This is a genomic window from Pseudomonas sp. LBUM1671, assembly GCF_059695685.1.
In genome coordinates this window covers 1361725-1376994 of the sequence record NZ_CP166782.1, presented here as the reverse complement: position 1 = coordinate 1376994, position 15270 = coordinate 1361725, and the positions used below count along the sequence as shown (strand labels likewise).

Genomic DNA, 15270 nt, shown 5'->3' with positions numbered 1-15270 from the left:
CGCGAGAACGATGAAGTCCCCTGTGGGAGCGAGCCTGCTCGCGATAGCGGCGTGTCATTCGCCATCAATGTTGACTGATAGACTGCTATCGCGAGCAGGCTCGCTCCCACAGGGATTAGGGCTGGGTTGCTATTGCTGAAGACGCGCCAACGCCTCGCCGCTGCGCTTGAACCAGTCGATGAGATAGTCCGCCAGCACTTGCGTGCGTTTCGGCAGGCCGCCCTGATACGGATGCACCAGGTACATCGGCATGCTCCGCGTCTGATAATCGCGCAGGAGCCAGCGCAAGCGTCCGTCAGCCAATTCCGCTTGCAGCAGGTAAGAAGGCAACCGCGCAATGCCGGCACCCGCCAGCGCTGCTTTTTTCAGCAGGCTGTAGTGATTGCTGGCAAACGGTCCCGAGACCCGCACCCGTAGCAATTCGTGCTGCTGGTGATAAAGCCATTCTTCGCGGCCGCTGTAATGGCTGTTGAGCAGGCAGCGATGTTCAGCCAACGCATGAGGCGTCTGCGGCTCGCCGTACTGTTCGAGATAGGCCGGGCTGGCGCAGGTCATTTCGTGCCAGGCCAGCAGCGGTCGGGCAACCAGGCGTTCGTCATTACTGACATCAGCGCGAACCGCCAGATCAAAACCGTCGCGGGACAAATCACGGTAGCTGTTGCTCAGGTCCAGCTCGATCTGCACTTCGGGGTACTTGCCGGAAAACTCCAGCAACAAGCCATCGAAGAAAGTTTCCCCCAGCGAAACCGGCACCGTCATACGCACCGGCCCGGCCATATCGTCCTTCAACCGAGCCAATGCCTGACGCGCCTTCTCGACTTGTACGACCAGCGCTTGGGCTTGTGGCAACAGTGCCGCGCCGGCCGCCGTCAAACTCAAACGGCGGGTGGTGCGTTGCAGCAATACGACGCAGAACCGTGTTTCCAACAAGCTGATGCGCTTGGACAGTTGCCCCTTGCTGCAGCCCAATTGTTGCGCCGCCAGCGTGAAACTGCCCGCTTCGATCAACACCGCAAACGCCGCCAGATCATCCATCTCGCTCATGGATTGTTTCCATTTGAAAACCAAAGGTTGCCTATTAGCGCGCTTATCAACGGAAAAAACCACTCTAGACTGCAACCTCGTTCAACCACTTCGAGGAACAGCACGATGAAAATTCTTTTGATAGGCGCAGGCGGCACCATCGGTTCAGCGGTCGACAAGGAGCTGTCCCAGCGTCATGAAATCATCCGCATCGGCCGTAACAGCGGCGATTTCAATGTAGATATCAGCGACAGCGCCTCGATCCGCAAGCTGTTCGAGCAAACCGGCAAGTTCGATGCCCTGGTCTGCGCCGCCGGCAATGTCACCTTTGCGCCACTGGATGAAATGAGCGAAGAAAGCTTTGCGCTGGGCCTCAAAGACAAGCTGATGGGCCAGGTCAACCTACTGTTGATCGGCCGTGAATTCGCCAATGACGGCGCCTCGTTCACCTTAACCACAGGCGTGCTCAGCCACGATCCGATTCGCAGCGGCGCCTCGGCGGCATTGGTCAACGGCGCGCTGGACAGCTTCGTGCGTGCGGCGGCCATCGAACTGCCTCGCGGCTTGCGGGTGAACTCGATCAGCCCGACCGTTCTGCTCGAAGCCATGGGCAGTTACGCGCCGTACTTCCGGGGCTACAAGCCGGTTCCCGCAGCGGATGTGGCATTGGCCTACGCTAAAAGTGTGGAAGGCCTGCAAACAGGCCAGACCTTTCACGTGGGCTAAACCCTTGTGATGAACGGTCAGGCTGCGTAACGTGGCGGCACTTGTCTGGAGAGCCAAAGATGCGTGTTGCCCGTTCCTTAGTCCTTGTTGCCCTGCTTCCGTTGTTCACAGCCTGCAGTTTGCTGGAGGGCTCGCGTGAAAATGCCTCCCACGTGGGCCAGACCCGCATGCAGGGCCAGTTGACGGCGGCGGACGGCAAGCTGCTGTTCCAGCCGTGCAATGAACAACGCAGCTATGTGGTCAATGACAGCGGCGGCACCAGCGTCCTGCAAGAGGCCGCGACCCTCGCCGATGCCCAGGGCAAGCTGTTTGCCGACGTGCGTGGACGAATCGTCGAAAGCCGCCTTGATCTTGAGCAGCTGTACCGCGTCGAACGCTCGGGCACCGCCTGCGACGATCCCAACTTCAAACTGTTGATCCTGCGCGCCGCCGGCCACTCACCCGAGTGGAACGTCAAGGTCAGCGGCAAAGGCATGGTCATCGACCGCGCCGGTCAGCCGCCCCTGGCCGTGCCGTACGTTGAAGAACAGCTAGGCGATGGCCGTTTCAATCTCAGCACCGAAGCCAATAACCAGCACATCGAACTGTGGGTTGCGCCGCAACGTTGCGTCGACAGCAGCACCGGCAGCGTCCAGCACATGAGCGCCGAACTGCGCATCGATGGCCAGGTGCAACGCGGTTGCGGGTATTTCGGCGGCTCGCGTAACGACTGATCGTTTTTGCCTCACGGGACCGGCGTTTGGGGCTTATAATCGCCGCCTTCAAACGCCTTGGCGCAGTTGTGCGCCCCGCGAACCGGATCCTGTCATGTTACGAATCACCGAACTCAAGTTGCCGATCGACCATCCCGATGAAGACCTGCGCCCTGCCATCGTGCAGCGCCTGGGCATCGCCAGCGATGACCTGCTCGACTTCACCTTGTTCAAGCGCAGCTACGATGCGCGCAAAAAGTCCTCTGAACTGTGCTTCATCTACACCATCGACCTCACCGCCAAGGATGAGGCCGCATTGCTGCACAAGTTCGCCGATGACCGTAACGTCAACGTAGCGCCGGATGTCAGCTACAAAGTGGTCGGCCAGGCCCCGGCTGATCTTGAGCAACGTCCTGTCGTCGTGGGTTTCGGTCCGTGCGGGATTTTCGCCGGGCTGCTGCTGGCGCAAATGGGCTTCAAGCCGATCATCCTCGAACGTGGCACCGAAGTCCGCCAGCGCACCAAAGACACCTGGGGCCTGTGGCGTAAAAGCGTGCTCAACCCCGAGTCGAACGTGCAATTTGGTGAAGGCGGCGCGGGAACGTTCTCTGACGGCAAGCTCTACAGTCAGATCAAGGACCCGAAATTCATCGGTCGCAAGGTCCTGCATGAGTTCGTAAAAGCAGGCGCGCCGGAAGAAATCCTCTACGTCAGCAAACCGCACATCGGTACGTTCCGTCTGACCGGCGTTGTGGAAAACATGCGTGAGCAGATTCGCGCGCTGGGCGGCGAAGTACGCTTCCAGCAGCGGGTCACCGACGTGTTGATCGAGGACGGCCAACTGATCGGCGTCGAGCTCAATGGCGGCGAACAGATTCATTCGAAACACGTGATTCTGGCCTTGGGCCACAGCGCCCGGGACACCTTCCGCATGCTCCACAGCCGTGGTGTGTACATGGAGGCCAAGCCGTTCTCGGTGGGTTTCCGCATCGAGCACCCGCAGTCGCTGATCGACCGCGCGCGCCTCGGCAAATACGCCGGCCACCCGAAACTCGGGGCGGCCGACTACAAACTGGTGCACCACGCCAAGAACGGTCGCTCGGTCTACAGCTTCTGCATGTGCCCGGGCGGCACCGTGGTGGCGGCGACGTCCGAGCCGGGCCGCGTGGTCACCAACGGCATGAGCCAATACTCGCGTAACGAGCGCAACGCCAACTCCGGGATCGTCGTCGGGATCACCCCGGAAGTCGATTACCCGGGTGGCCCGCTGGCGGGTATCGAGTTACAGGAACGCCTGGAATCCCACGCCTATGTGCTGGGCGGCAGCAACTACGAAGCGCCGGCACAACTGGTGGGCGACTTCATTGCGGGCAAGCCGTCCACCGAGTTGGGCAGTGTTGAACCGTCCTACAAGCCGGGCGTTGCCTTGGGTGATCTGGCGCTGGCACTGCCGGCATTCGCCATCGAAGCCATTCGTGAAGCCTTGCCGGCATTCGAGAAGCAGATTCGCGGTTACTCGCTGCATGACGCGGTGTTGACCGGGATCGAGACACGTACGTCGTCACCATTACGGATTACCCGTAACGAGTCGATGCAGAGCCTGAACGTGAAAGGTCTGTTCCCGGCGGGTGAAGGTGCGGGTTATGCAGGCGGGATTCTGTCGGCGGGTGTCGACGGGATTCGGATTGCCGAAGCCGTGGCTCGCGACATCCTCGGCCTTGAGGCCTGATCGACATCTCCTGACACACCAAATAACCCTGTGGGAGCGGGCTTGCTCGCGAAGCGGATTCTCATTCAACAGAGATGTTGATTGATCTATCGTATTCGCGAGCAAGCCCGCTCCCACATTGGTTTTTGGTGTGTCAGATATTGGCGCGCAGCACGGTGGCTGGCAAAGCCTCACCGCGCTCCACACTCGCCGCCACAACATCCATCAACCCACTCAACTCATAACCCTGGGCCTTGAGCCAGTCCTGATCATAATAGCTGGTCTCATAACGCTCGCCGCCGTCGCACAGAATCGCCACGATCGACCCCGACTCCCCCGCTACCGCCATCTGCTGAGCTGCCATCAAGGCGCCGATCAGGTTGGTTCCGCTCGACCCGCCGACACGCCGCCCCAAATGCTGCGCCAGGTAATGCATGGCCGCCAGCGACAACGCATCCGGCACCTTGACCATCGCATCAATCACCTTGGGCAGGAACGACGCCTCGACGCGTGGCCGGCCAATGCCTTCAATCCGCGAACCGTGATCCAGTCGCAACGTGGCATCGCCCGTCTTGTAGTAATCGAAGAACACCGAACGCTCGGCATCGGCGCACAGCACGCGGGTGCAATGCTGGCGATAACGCACGTATCGGCCGAGGGTCGCGGTGGTGCCGCCGGTGCCGGGGCTGGAAATCAGCCAGCTCGGTTCCGGGTGCTGTTCGAAACGCATTTGCTGGAAGATCGACTCGGCGATGTTGTTGTTCGCCCGCCAGTCGGTGGCGCGTTCGGCGTAGGTGAACTGGTCAATAAAATGACCGTCGTGTTCGCGAGCCAGACGCTCGGACTCGGCATAGATTTGCGTCGGATCGTCGACCAGATGACTCTTGCCGCCATAGAAAGCGATCTGCGCGATCTTCTCTTTGGACGTGGTCGCCGGCATTACCGCAATGAACGGCAATCCCAGCAACCTTGCGAAGTAGGCCTCGGAAATCGCCGTCGAACCACTGGACGCTTCAATCACCGGCGCACCGGGTTTGAGCCAGCCGTTACACAAGGCATAGAGGAACAACGAGCGCGCCAGCCGGTGCTTGAGGCTGCCGGTGGGATGGCTGGACTCATCCTTGAAATACAGCTCGATGCCCGGAAAACCCGGAAGCGGCAAGGGGATCAGGTGGGTATCGGCGCTGCGCTGGAAGTCGGCCTCAATGATCCGTATGGCTTCGCGGGCCCACTGTCGGTTGTCGCTCATGATGGTTTTCTCGTTGAATCGGACAAGAGTCGGCCTTGTCGCAGGGCTCAGCCAATAAGCTTAGGAAAAATCCCACGTGAAGCACAGATACAGCTGAGGCCCAATACGTCTGGCAACTGCTAGGCTCAGGTCCGTGTCTGCCCTTCGCGTTGTAACGGCATATAACAAAAAAGAATATAAATTCTATTTTAACAACTAACGGTACCGGTTAGGGTGTGCCACCTTTTTGATTATTCGATGGAGAGCGACCTTGCCTCTGCGTAGCACTTTCACGCGTTTCTTTCAGTTGGAAGCTGCCAGCGGTCTGTTATTGATCACCGCTGCAGCCCTGGCCCTGATCATCAACAACTCCCCGTTGTCGTGGCTGTACAGCAGTTTTCTGGACACGCCGGTGGTGGCGCAGGTCGGTGCGCTGCAAATCGCCAAACCGGCGCTGCTGTGGATCAACGACGGCCTGATGGCCCTGTTCTTCCTGCTGATCGGCCTGGAAGTGAAGCGCGAAGTCCTCGATGGGCAACTGACGAAACCTTCGCAAATCGTCCTGCCCGGCGCCGCAGCGATTGGCGGCATGGTGGTTCCCGCGCTGCTCTACTGGTTTTTGAATCGTGACAACCCGGCCGCCCTGAGTGGTTGGGCGATCCCGATGGCCACCGACATCGCCTTCGCCCTCGGCGTCCTCGCCCTGCTCGGCAAGCGTGTGCCGGTGTCGCTGAAACTGTTCCTGATGACCCTCGCGATCATCGATGACCTCGGCGCCATCATCGTCATTGCGATCTTCTATTCCGGCACGCTGTCGACACTTTCCCTGGCATTGGCCGCAACCTGTATCGTCGCGCTGATCGCGATGAACCGGCTTGGCGTGGTCAAGCTCGGGCCGTACATGATCATTGGCATGATCCTCTGGGTCTGTGTGCTCAAGAGCGGCGTCCACGCGACACTGCCGGTGTGACCCTGGCGTTCTGCATTCCATTGCGCACGAAAAACGCCGAGCCGTCATCGCTGCTGACCCTCGAACACGCCCTGCACCCGTGGGTGGCCTACGGCATCCTGCCGCTGTTCGCCTTCGCCAACGCCGGCTTGTCCCTGAGCGGCGTGACCATGGAAAGCTTCACCCACCATGTGCCGATGGGCATTGCCGTGGGCCTGTTGCTGGGCAAAACGCTTGGTGTGTTCGGCCTGACCTGGCTGGCCGTGAAAATCGGCATCGCCGCCCTGCCCCAAGGTGCCAACTGGGGCCAGGTGCTGGGTGTGGCAATCCTCTGCGGGATCGGTTTTACCATGAGTTTGTTTGTCGGCTCCCTGGCCTTTGAACCGGGTGTCAGTGAATACGCCGGGATGGACCGGATGGGCATTTTGACCGGTTCGATTCTGGCGGCATTGATCGGTTATGCGGTGACGGCGGCAGCGAGCCGCAAGCGCACCGCGCTGCAATCCTGAGTGATAGAGAACACTCTTAACGACATTCAGGATTCGTCCTACAGCCACGTTTGACCTTGTTCGTTAACGTCGCACAGCCCCTTGTTTGGGGGCTGTCGATGGACGAACGCAAGGAAGATCAGTGGCTGGCAACAAGGATATCCCCAGGGTTAAAAACCCGCCGTCCGGTGACGGACATCACGTCACTCACCGCTTCATGACGGCCACCGAACTGGCCGCGCGGGACGCTCGACAAAACGCTTACGATGCCATGCTCGCCAGGCAAGACGCCTTCGAGCGCAGCCGTGAGGTCGTCGCCAAAAAGGACGAATCAGTTCGTGCCGGGTGCGTCTTCGCCAAGTCCTGCAAGCTGCCGGACGCCATCATCGACTACTCGAATCCGTCGGGCATGGTGCCCACCGACAGCCTCAAGGATTACGGGGAAATCGCCTGGCTCGGCGCTCGAAAAGCAGACGATGCCGGGCTGCTGAATCTTGAAACCATCAGCGGCAGTACCGTCTCGCTTGGCATTGGCCGACTTGCACTCAGTGCTCCGGCGCTCGCTGCTCCGGTCGCGGCAATCGGCGCTGCCGGGACTGCTGCATTGGCCACGGTGGTCGCGCTGTTCTGGACCCCGAGCCTGAGCGATAGCGCGCTCTATACCGAAGATCAACTGCGCGCCCTGAAACAGGCCCGCACGCGCGTTCGCCTTCAGGTCGAGCAACAGGCTGATGGCAGTCTCAAGGGCTACGCCTTCTACACCGGCAAGAACCGCGGCTGGGAAATGGTTGATGTTGTGCAGTTCACGTTGCGCGACAGTCAGCAGGTGGCGGATCTAGGGGATGGGGTTGAGCTGATCTGGACACCGGCTGTAGATGGTTCGGACATCCTTGGCATTCCCGCTTTAGAAGCAGCACCGCAAGCGCCGCATATTTGGGTGTATCCGCCGACGGAAGCGGCTGACAGCATCATCGTCGATCCGGTTTATCCGCCTGATTACAAGGATTTCATTCTTGTGTTTCCGGCGAATTCGGGGGTGAAGCCGGTTTATATTGTCCTCAGTACTCCTCGTAAAGGTTTGCCAGATGCAGGTCACAGCTACCATCCAGTACCGAAGACAGAAGAAATCATTGCATTTCCTGGCCTTAAACCAGCCAAGAAAATGAACCCTGTACTAGGGGGTGGGGGTTTAAGACCGAGGTGGACAGATGCGAAAGGTAAAAAGATCTATGAGTGGGACTCTATGCATGGCGAGCTGGAAGAGTACCGCGCAAGTGATGGCAGCCACCTGGGAGCGTTTGATCCTGTAACAGGTGAGCGACGTGATGATGCTCAATCTAAACGAAACATTCCTAAAAAATACTTGTGAGACAACGATGGGATTAAAACTAAGGCTGGAATGGTTTGACAAGCAAACGGAAAATTTTCAAGGCGAAGAGTTCTCTCATGATCTGGGCGATGATGAATCAATACTTAATGCTCTCGGAATCCCTGTAGAGAACAACATTAACAACGGAGGTTTTAATGTTGTTAGCCAATGGGTCGCCACTATCCAACCTTACTTTCGCCACACGATTGAAATTACCGATTGTGACTACCAAATCTCTTTTGACTACCGCGAAAATTGGTAATCGAAAAATAACGCTGGCGGCGATGGCAGCAGACACAAAAAACCCCGACTAGTCACCCGGTCGGGGTTTTCTTTTACCGCTCGTTCCCGCTTAGTGCGAAACGCGGCTCGTGCCATCCACAGTAGCAATCCGCACCCGCTCGCCTACACGGAACACTTCGTTCTCCTGAACCTGTTGCACATAAGCGCGCATGCTGCCGTCGTCTTCGCGGACGGTGATTTCAACGCCTTGGGTGCGGGTCAGGCCTTCTTCGGTGGCCGAACCGAGCAGGCCGCCAGCGACGGCGCCGATGACAGCAGCGACGATGCTGCCTTTACCACCACCGATAGCGCTACCGCCGACGCCGCCGACCACTGCGCCCGCTGCGCCGCCGATAGGGGTCTTGGTGCCTTCGATTTTCACCGGGCGCAACGCTTCGATGGTGCCCATGCGAATCGTCTGCACACGACGCGCTTCGTCACGGGAGTAGGAGTCACCGGTCAGACTGGATTGGCAGCCGGTGAGCAACATCGCCATCGTGGAAAAGGAAGCAACCAGCAGAACAGACTTACGCATAGCATCAACTCCAAAGGACAGGTATTCATTAAACTCCGCAGCTTGACGCCTGTCACGGCATCGCCGGGATAAAAATGGTTTCATTCAGGCCCGGTACAGGCGCCTCGGACTCACCACACAGTAGCGGCAAACTGAAAAATCTGCGCCACTGACCCAAGGATTTTCATGGATTACTTCATCATTGTCGTCACCACTGTCGCCGGTTTGTACTTCCACTGGTGGCTGTACATGCGGATCAAACGCTGGATGGACCGCGATCTGGCGTTGGCACTAGCGGGTAAAGACGAGCAGAAAAAAGCGTTCATGCTCGAGCAACTGGCCCGCGCCCAGGCGCAGAAGATCAAGCGCCGGGACCTGCCCCAGTGGCTTGAAGCCGCTGCGGCAGGCTATCCCCATCGGTAGACTGCTTAAGGTGCCAGACGTTCAAGAATCCAGTTGGCGCCTTGCAAACGGTAGTTGAGGCGATCGTGCAGGCGGCTCGGACGGCCTTGCCAGAACTCGATGCGCTCGGGTAGCAAGCGGTAACCGCCCCAATGTTCCGGGCAGTGCGGTTGAGTGTCGCTGAAACGTTGCTCGGTGTTCTTGAGCAGCGCTTCCAGTTCAGCACGATCGGCGATCACGCGGCTCTGGGGCGAAGCCCAGGCACCGAGACGACTGCCCAGCGGGCGGACCTGGAAATAGGCGTCTGACTCTTCAGCCGTGACCTTCACCACCCGCCCTTCAATGCGCACCTGACGCTCCAGGGTCGGCCAGAAAAACGTCATGGCGGCGAACGGGTTCGCCGCCAGATGCTGGCCTTTGGCGCTGTCGTAGTTGGTGAAGAAGGTGAAGCCCTCCTCGTCCAGGCCCTTGAGCAGCAGAATGCGGCAATGCGGTCGACCGTCCTGATCGACCGTGGCCAGGGTCATGGCATTGGCCTCCACCGGCGGTTGCTCGGTTTTCACCGCGTCGGCGAACCATTGATGGAACAGCCCGAACGGCTCGGCCGGGGCTTGCGCCTCGGTCAGGCCATCACGGGTGTAGTCGCGACGCATATCAGCCAGGCCCTGGGTCATGGCGCATTCCTTTTGGTTAACGAGTTACTTTTTCACAGCATCGGCAGCAACGACTTTCTTGTCAGCGGCGGCGGCTTTTGCTGGGGCAGTCTTTTTCGCCGGGGTTGCGGTTTTAGCCGGTGTTTTCTTCGCTGGAGCCTTGGCGGCTTTCTTGGCCGGGGCTTTTTTCGCAGCAGGTACAGCCGCTTTTTTCGCCGCAGGTGCTGGAGTGACAGGCTTGACCACTGGTTTGACGTCCTGGGCAGCGACCAGACGAACAGGCGCCGGCGCCGGCATGTTGTACTTGCTCAGCAGCGCAACCATGGTGTTTTGCGGGGTCACCAGCAACTCCACACGACGGTTCAAGGCTCGACCTTCATTGCTGTCGTTGGCTGCACGAGGGGCTTCACCGCCCATGCCGCGCAGCATCAGACGATCACGTTGCAAACCGCTGAGGCGGAAGATCGCGGCGACGGATTGTGCACGCTCCTGGCTCAGTTTGACGTTGGCCGGTGCGGCGCCCGAGGTGTCGCTGTGACCCAGTACCAATACGGCGGTCTTTGGATCGACTTCCAGGATTTTCGCGACGCGAGTGAACGGGCCGAGGGTCACCGGCAGCAGCATCGCTGGACGGTCCGGGTTGAACGAGCCCTCTACCGGCGCGGTCACGACCAATACGTTTTCACGGCGCTCGAGTTGCAGGTTGCTGTCCTTGATCGCTTCACGCAGGCGTGGTTCGTAATCGTCGAGCCAGGCTTGGGTGACTTTAGGATCCGGCATCGGTACGGCTTTGGCGGTCGGTTGATCTTTACCACCGAACGGCCACCACCATTTGCCACCGGCATCGGCTTCAGCCTTGGCCACTTCAACCGGTTTGGCAGCTTCGACTGGCTTGGTTGCGGATTTTACTTCCGGTTTCTTGTCGAGCACTTCATCGGAGCCGAACGGCCAGTACCAAGGGCTGGAGCTTTCAGCCTTGGCCACTGGAGCGGCGACGGCAGGTTTCAAAGGGGCTGGAGCTGGGGCTGGAGCAGAAGTTGGGGCTGGCTCTTTCGCCGCGACTTTGTCGGAGGAGCCAAACGGCCACCAGCTGCTGCCATCCGAATCACTTTGTGGGGTCTGTGCACAACCTGTGATAGCAACACACAGGGCCAAGGCAAGGGTGGTTTTATTGAATGACATTGGATATCCACAAAATGAAGTCATAAAAAATCAGGCCGGCGTGACCCGGATAAACAGACGCTTGGAAAACATAAAAGCCTTCGGGTTCCGGCCCTGGAGCCCGAGAGTGCGTTTTACAGACAAGTGGCCAGTACCCGTGCAAGCTTTTGCGCGCGCGGATCCATCAAGACGTACGGCCCCAGGGTGTTTGTCACAAATCCGAAGGCCACATCGTGTTCCGGGTCAGCAAAACCGATGGAGCCGCCAGCGCCCGGATGGCCGAATGCCCGTGGGCCGAGGCCATAGGTCGCATTCGGAACATCCGGTTGATCGAGCATGCAACCCAGGCCAAAACGGGTCCGGGTCAATAAAGTCTTGTCGTCGCCAAGGCTGTGTTCGCGGGTCAGCTCCTCGAGCATCTCGCTTTCCAGCAGGCTGCCGTCGAGCAGGCCTGCGTAGAAACCCGCGAGGCTACGGGCGTTGCCGTGGCCATTGGCAGCCGGTTGTTGCATCCGGCGCCATTCGGGCTTGTTGGTGCTGGTCATGATCGACGGCGGGTTGGTGAACGCCCGGGTGGTCATGGCGGTCGGCTCGCGCATGGTCACTTGCAGCAAGCGCTGGGCCGCGGCATCGCCAACGTTGCCCTTGCCGCGGGCAATGTGCGCCACGCGGTGGAACTCTTCGTCGGCCAAGCCGACATGGAAATCCAGCCCCAAAGGCTTCGCGACCCGCGCCACGATCGATGCGCCTGGCCCACGACCGTCGGCACGGCGCAGCAATTCGCCCACCAGCCAGCCATAGGTGATCGCGGCGTAACCGTGGCCTTGACCCGGTGTCCACCACGGCGTTTCGGCCGCCAGGGCATCGACCATGGTGTGCCAGTCGTAAAGCGCTTCTGGCGCCAGCAACTCGCGCAGCGCCGGCAGGCCGGCCTGATGGCAGAGCAATTGACGCAAGGTGACGGATTCTTTGCCGGCGGCGGCGAATTCGGGCCAGTAGCGGCCCACCGGGGCGTCCAGTTGCAGCTTGCCTTCGGCCACCAGTTGCAGGGCAGTGACGGCGGTGAAGGTCTTGGTGCAGGAGAACAGGTTGGCGATGGTGTCGCTGTGCCAGGCTTCAAGGCCATCCTTGTCGGAAGTACCGGCCCAGAGGTCGAGTACGGTTTCGCCACCGACCCGGATGCACAACGCCGCGCCACGTTCCTGAGGATCGTCGAACAACGCCGCGAACGCTTCGCGTACGGCTTCGAACTTAAGCTCGTAATGACCCTGAATCTGCACCCGCAACTCCCCGAATTCTACAAAGTGGTCCGCATTGTTCCAGCCCTTGGGGGATTTGGGAACAGGTGTGGGCTGGGCGGTGTACCCGCCCATAGAATTAATCAGAACCTTTGTGGCGAGGGAGCTTGCTCCCGCTGGGCTGCGAAGCGGCCCAAAAAAGGGACTGCTGCGCAGTCCAGCGGGAGCAAGCTCCCTCGCCACAGGAATATCGGCGATCAGTGGCCGTTGGCGGAATGCCCGCCCGCATGGTCCGTACCTTTCCCTGCACCTTTGCCGCCGTCAGCCTGTCTGCCGCCCTCGCCCTCATGGCCGGCTTTATCCGCTTCAGCCTTGGCCTTCACGGCCTCTTTACCCAACTGATCGACGGTCGCCAGGTTGCTCTTGCGCACGCTGTCGATGAAGCCCTGGAACGGCAGATCGGTAATGCCCACCAAGCCAAAGTGACCGTTCTCGCCATCCAGCAGGCGGCCTGTCACCGGTTGATCGAGGTACTGGAACCAGTGCACACCCACGATCGACGGTTCACTCAATGCCTGCTTGAGGAAGTTGGCATACGCCGGGCCACGGTCTTCTTCCTTGGCCAATTGCGTCACGCCACCCCAGAACGGGCCGCGATCCGCCGAGCCGACATTGAACTCGGTGATCAGCACCGGTTTGTCCAGGCTGCGCAATTTGGCGAAGTCATAGCCGTCCTGCGGTTTCAGGGTGTACATGTTGAAACTCACCACGTCGCAATACTGCGCGCAGGACTCAACGGCTTCCGGGGTGCTGAGGGCGAAGCGACCACCCAGCAACAGCTGGTTCGGCGCGTGCCACTTGAGCGAATCGGAGAGGGTCTTGAAGTAGGTATCGGCAAAGACCTTCTGGAAGTATTTGAAGTCAGCCTCGATCTCCGGGTACTCAGCGCTCGGCAGCGGCGGAACGAAGCCCGGGTCTTCCATCAATTCCCAGGCGGGCAAGTCGATGCCCCACGCCTTGGAAAGGCCGGCCTGATTGCGGTACTTGTCGCGCAATTGCTTGAGGAACGCACGCTTGGCCGGCACGTCGGTGGTCATTTTTAACGTGCCGTAGGCCAATGCGTAACGGGCTTTCGGATCGTCGCCGGGACCGGCCCAGGCCAGTTCGTTGTCGGCGAAGTAACCGATCAGCCAGGGATCGTCGCGATGGTCGCGGGCAGCGATAGCCACGGCGCGCTCTGTGGCCATGGCGAAACGCGGGTCGAACGGGTCGGGCATGCCGCCCCACCAATCGGTGCCGTTGCTGATGCTGGCGTAATCGCCGACGATCGACAGCGGCAATGTGTACGGCACGCGATCAGCATTGGCCAACGCCGGGGCGCTCCAGTTGCCGATGGTGTTGAACCCCCAGGCTTGCAAGCGATCCAGGGTGTGGTTGGTCCAGCGTTTTTCATCTACCACTGCTTTGCAGGGCTCAGCAGGTTTTTGCTCAACGGCTTTGGCGACGGTCGCTTCCTCGGCACCGGTCTTGGCGGCTTCGGCGACGCCGGATTCGGCAGTCGTAGGCACGACAGGTTGCTCGGCGGCCTTATCGGTCGTGGCCTCGACCGCGTCAGCCTTGGCCGCTTCGGCAATGCCCGCCTTGGTGTCGCTGCCCAGCACACATGGCGCTCCATACAGGCGCTGCAAGTTAGCGCCATAGAAATCGTACCAGCGCCCGGCGTTGTAGCCACGGCCCTGGTCGGCGCCGTTGCCGCCACGGTTGTCGCCTTCGCCAAAATGGCTGGCCAACGGCTCGTCCGGTTTTGGCAGGGATTCGAACATCCACTCACGGCCGGCGATGTAGGTCTGGTTGACGTCCGGGGTAACGGTGTTGACCCCGAGCGAATAGAACGGATGTCCTTCCGGGGTCACCAGGTACCAGCGACCGTCACGCTTTTCAGTGCGAAAAAAGCCGCTGGCCTTGAACGCCGGGCCTTTGCTCCAGCCGCCGAACTTGTCCAGGGACAACTTCTGGCGCTCGGCGAGCCAGGTGTTCGTCTGTTGCAGCTCCTTGGCGGCGGCGCTTTTCAGTTGCTCATCGCTACTGACCTTCTCCGGCCATTTGGCCCGGGTCGATTGACCGTAGGCGTCCACCAGACCGCCATAAGCCGCCTTGGTCACCGCTTCACCGTCCTGCACGCCGAAGCGCTCAAGCAAGATGCTTTGGGCCACTTTCGGCTGGTCCATCGACAATGTCACCGACACCACCTGGCTGCGATCCAGTTCACCGGCGCTGCTGGCCAGCAACACGCGTTGGCCGTCAAACGTCATCGGCATCGGCGGCCCGGCTTTCATGCCCTGGCTGAGCGGCGAAGTCGCTTGCAGCGGCACCAGCAGGGTCTGCGCCGGCCCTGCGGGCAAATCGACCCGACTGATCAGGGTCTTGCCATCGTTGCTCTGGATTTTCACGTACAGGGTCACGGCCCAGTCCATCGCGCTCTGGATGCGCAAGCTCATCACGCCTGACTGCGACCAATCCCACGCCCCGGTTTGCGGGGTCAGACGCAAGGTCGGTTGCGCTACCGGGTTGAACGTCACCCGACGCAACACTTCGCCTTCGGCCGTTTGCTCCGCGTTGGATTGCGGCAGGCTGGCATCCTGAGTCGCCACCTGAACCACGTCAGCGGGGCGCACAAAGTTGAACAGCGTCTGTTGGCCGGCAGGGGCTGCCAGCAACGGGGCTGCGAAGATCAAGGCGAATACAGCAGGCAACGAACGGCGAATCATAGGAACGTGGTTCTCCCTAACGACCAAGTGGGCCAATGGAAAAGTGATGACTGAACGATAGACAACGCG

General features: G+C 60.1%; 13 protein-coding genes and 1 pseudogene. 7 read left to right on the top strand and 7 right to left on the bottom strand.

The window, feature by feature from the left end; all coding sequences use genetic code 11:
- Positions 1–129: 129 nt before the first annotated feature.
- On the bottom strand, positions 130–1044 hold the full coding sequence (locus ACA060_RS06145; RefSeq protein ID WP_109628299.1) for a LysR family transcriptional regulator: 915 nt from the start codon (positions 1042–1044) through the stop codon (positions 130–132).
- Positions 1045–1149: 105 nt separating this feature from the next.
- Here ACA060_RS06145 and ACA060_RS06140 point away from each other — a divergent pair, with 105 nt between their 5' ends.
- The 3 genes from ACA060_RS06140 to ACA060_RS06130 all read left to right on the top strand — a co-directional run bounded on the left by ACA060_RS06140 (position 1150) and on the right by ACA060_RS06130 (position 4170).
- Positions 1150–1749, top strand: a complete 600-nt coding sequence (locus ACA060_RS06140) for a short chain dehydrogenase (RefSeq protein ID WP_497316055.1) — start codon at positions 1150–1152, stop codon at positions 1747–1749.
- Positions 1750–1808: 59 nt separating this feature from the next.
- The gene (locus ACA060_RS06135) at positions 1809–2462 is read left to right on the top strand and encodes a COG3650 family protein (RefSeq protein WP_497316053.1); all 654 of its coding nucleotides are present in this window, start codon (positions 1809–1811) and stop codon (positions 2460–2462) included.
- 94 nt (positions 2463–2556) lie between these two features.
- Positions 2557–4170 carry an NAD(P)/FAD-dependent oxidoreductase gene (locus ACA060_RS06130; RefSeq protein WP_497316051.1) on the top strand — a complete coding sequence of 538 codons (1614 nt, stop codon included), beginning with the start codon at positions 2557–2559 and terminating at the stop codon, positions 4168–4170.
- Positions 4171–4303: 133 nt separating this feature from the next.
- On the opposite strand, the gene ACA060_RS06125 is transcribed toward ACA060_RS06130, so the two are convergent.
- Entirely contained in the window at positions 4304–5401 is a 1098-nt protein-coding gene (locus ACA060_RS06125) for a PLP-dependent cysteine synthase family protein (protein ID WP_497318191.1), read from the bottom strand.
- A 247-nt stretch (positions 5402–5648) separates the two neighbouring features.
- Here ACA060_RS06125 and nhaA point away from each other — a divergent pair.
- From nhaA to ACA060_RS06110, 3 genes and pseudogenes are all read left to right on the top strand, one after another.
- Positions 5649–6835, top strand: a pseudogene (gene nhaA / locus ACA060_RS06120) (Na+/H+ antiporter NhaA).
- A gap of 121 nt (positions 6836–6956) precedes the next feature.
- Complete coding sequence (locus ACA060_RS06115; protein WP_497316049.1) at positions 6957–8183, top strand: S-type pyocin domain-containing protein; 1227 nt, start codon at positions 6957–6959, stop codon at positions 8181–8183.
- Complete coding sequence (locus ACA060_RS06110; protein WP_497318189.1) at positions 8140–8445, top strand: colicin E3-like toxin immunity protein; 306 nt, start codon at positions 8140–8142, stop codon at positions 8443–8445. Before ACA060_RS06115 ends, ACA060_RS06110 begins: the two co-directional genes overlap by 44 nt.
- A 90-nt stretch (positions 8446–8535) precedes the next feature.
- Here ACA060_RS06110 and ACA060_RS06105 read toward each other — a convergent pair whose 3' ends face one another.
- On the bottom strand, positions 8536–9000 hold the full coding sequence (locus tag ACA060_RS06105; protein ID WP_008056824.1) for an outer membrane lipoprotein: 465 nt from the start codon (positions 8998–9000) through the stop codon (positions 8536–8538).
- A 165-nt stretch (positions 9001–9165) separates the two neighbouring features.
- Between ACA060_RS06105 and ACA060_RS06100 the strand changes: the two genes are divergently transcribed.
- Positions 9166–9402 (top strand): hypothetical protein, encoded by a 237-nt coding sequence (locus tag ACA060_RS06100; protein WP_497316047.1) that lies wholly within the window; start codon positions 9166–9168, stop codon positions 9400–9402.
- A 5-nt stretch (positions 9403–9407) separates the two neighbouring features.
- Here the strand turns inward: ACA060_RS06100 and pdxH are convergent, their stop codons facing one another.
- The 4 genes from pdxH to ACA060_RS06080 form a co-directional block, all read right to left on the bottom strand.
- Positions 9408–10055, bottom strand: a complete 648-nt coding sequence (gene pdxH, locus ACA060_RS06095) for a pyridoxamine 5'-phosphate oxidase (RefSeq protein ID WP_109628291.1) — start codon at positions 10053–10055, stop codon at positions 9408–9410.
- 24 nt (positions 10056–10079) lie between these two features.
- On the bottom strand, positions 10080–11216 hold the full coding sequence (locus ACA060_RS06090; protein WP_497316045.1) for an OmpA family protein: 1137 nt from the start codon (positions 11214–11216) through the stop codon (positions 10080–10082).
- Between the two features lie 113 nt (positions 11217–11329).
- Positions 11330–12475, bottom strand: coding sequence for a serine hydrolase domain-containing protein (locus ACA060_RS06085; protein WP_109628289.1), 1146 nt, complete (start codon positions 12473–12475; stop codon positions 11330–11332).
- Between the two features lie 215 nt (positions 12476–12690).
- The gene (locus ACA060_RS06080) at positions 12691–15201 is read right to left on the bottom strand and encodes a beta-galactosidase (RefSeq protein ID WP_497316043.1); all 2511 of its coding nucleotides are present in this window, start codon (positions 15199–15201) and stop codon (positions 12691–12693) included.
- Positions 15202–15270 lie beyond the last annotated feature (69 nt).

Excerpts from the sequence above, each read along its gene's own strand:
- ACA060_RS06145 (WP_109628299.1), bottom strand. The coding sequence starts at position 1,044 with ATGAGCGAGATGGATGATCTGGCGGCGTTTGCGGTGTTGATCGAAGCG.
- ACA060_RS06140 (WP_497316055.1), top strand. The coding sequence starts at position 1,150 with ATGAAAATTCTTTTGATAGGCGCAGGCGGCACCATCGGTTCAGCGGTC.
- ACA060_RS06135 (WP_497316053.1), top strand. The coding sequence starts at position 1,809 with ATGCGTGTTGCCCGTTCCTTAGTCCTTGTTGCCCTGCTTCCGTTGTTC.
- ACA060_RS06130 (WP_497316051.1), top strand. The coding sequence starts at position 2,557 with ATGTTACGAATCACCGAACTCAAGTTGCCGATCGACCATCCCGATGAA.
- ACA060_RS06110 (WP_497318189.1), top strand. The coding sequence starts at position 8,140 with ATGATGCTCAATCTAAACGAAACATTCCTAAAAAATACTTGTGAGACA.
- ACA060_RS06105 (WP_008056824.1), bottom strand. The coding sequence starts at position 9,000 with ATGCGTAAGTCTGTTCTGCTGGTTGCTTCCTTTTCCACGATGGCGATG.
- ACA060_RS06100 (WP_497316047.1), top strand. The coding sequence starts at position 9,166 with ATGGATTACTTCATCATTGTCGTCACCACTGTCGCCGGTTTGTACTTC.
- pdxH (WP_109628291.1), bottom strand. The coding sequence starts at position 10,055 with ATGACCCAGGGCCTGGCTGATATGCGTCGCGACTACACCCGTGATGGC.
- ACA060_RS06090 (WP_497316045.1), bottom strand. The coding sequence starts at position 11,216 with ATGTCATTCAATAAAACCACCCTTGCCTTGGCCCTGTGTGTTGCTATC.
- ACA060_RS06080 (WP_497316043.1), bottom strand. The coding sequence starts at position 15,201 with ATGATTCGCCGTTCGTTGCCTGCTGTATTCGCCTTGATCTTCGCAGCC.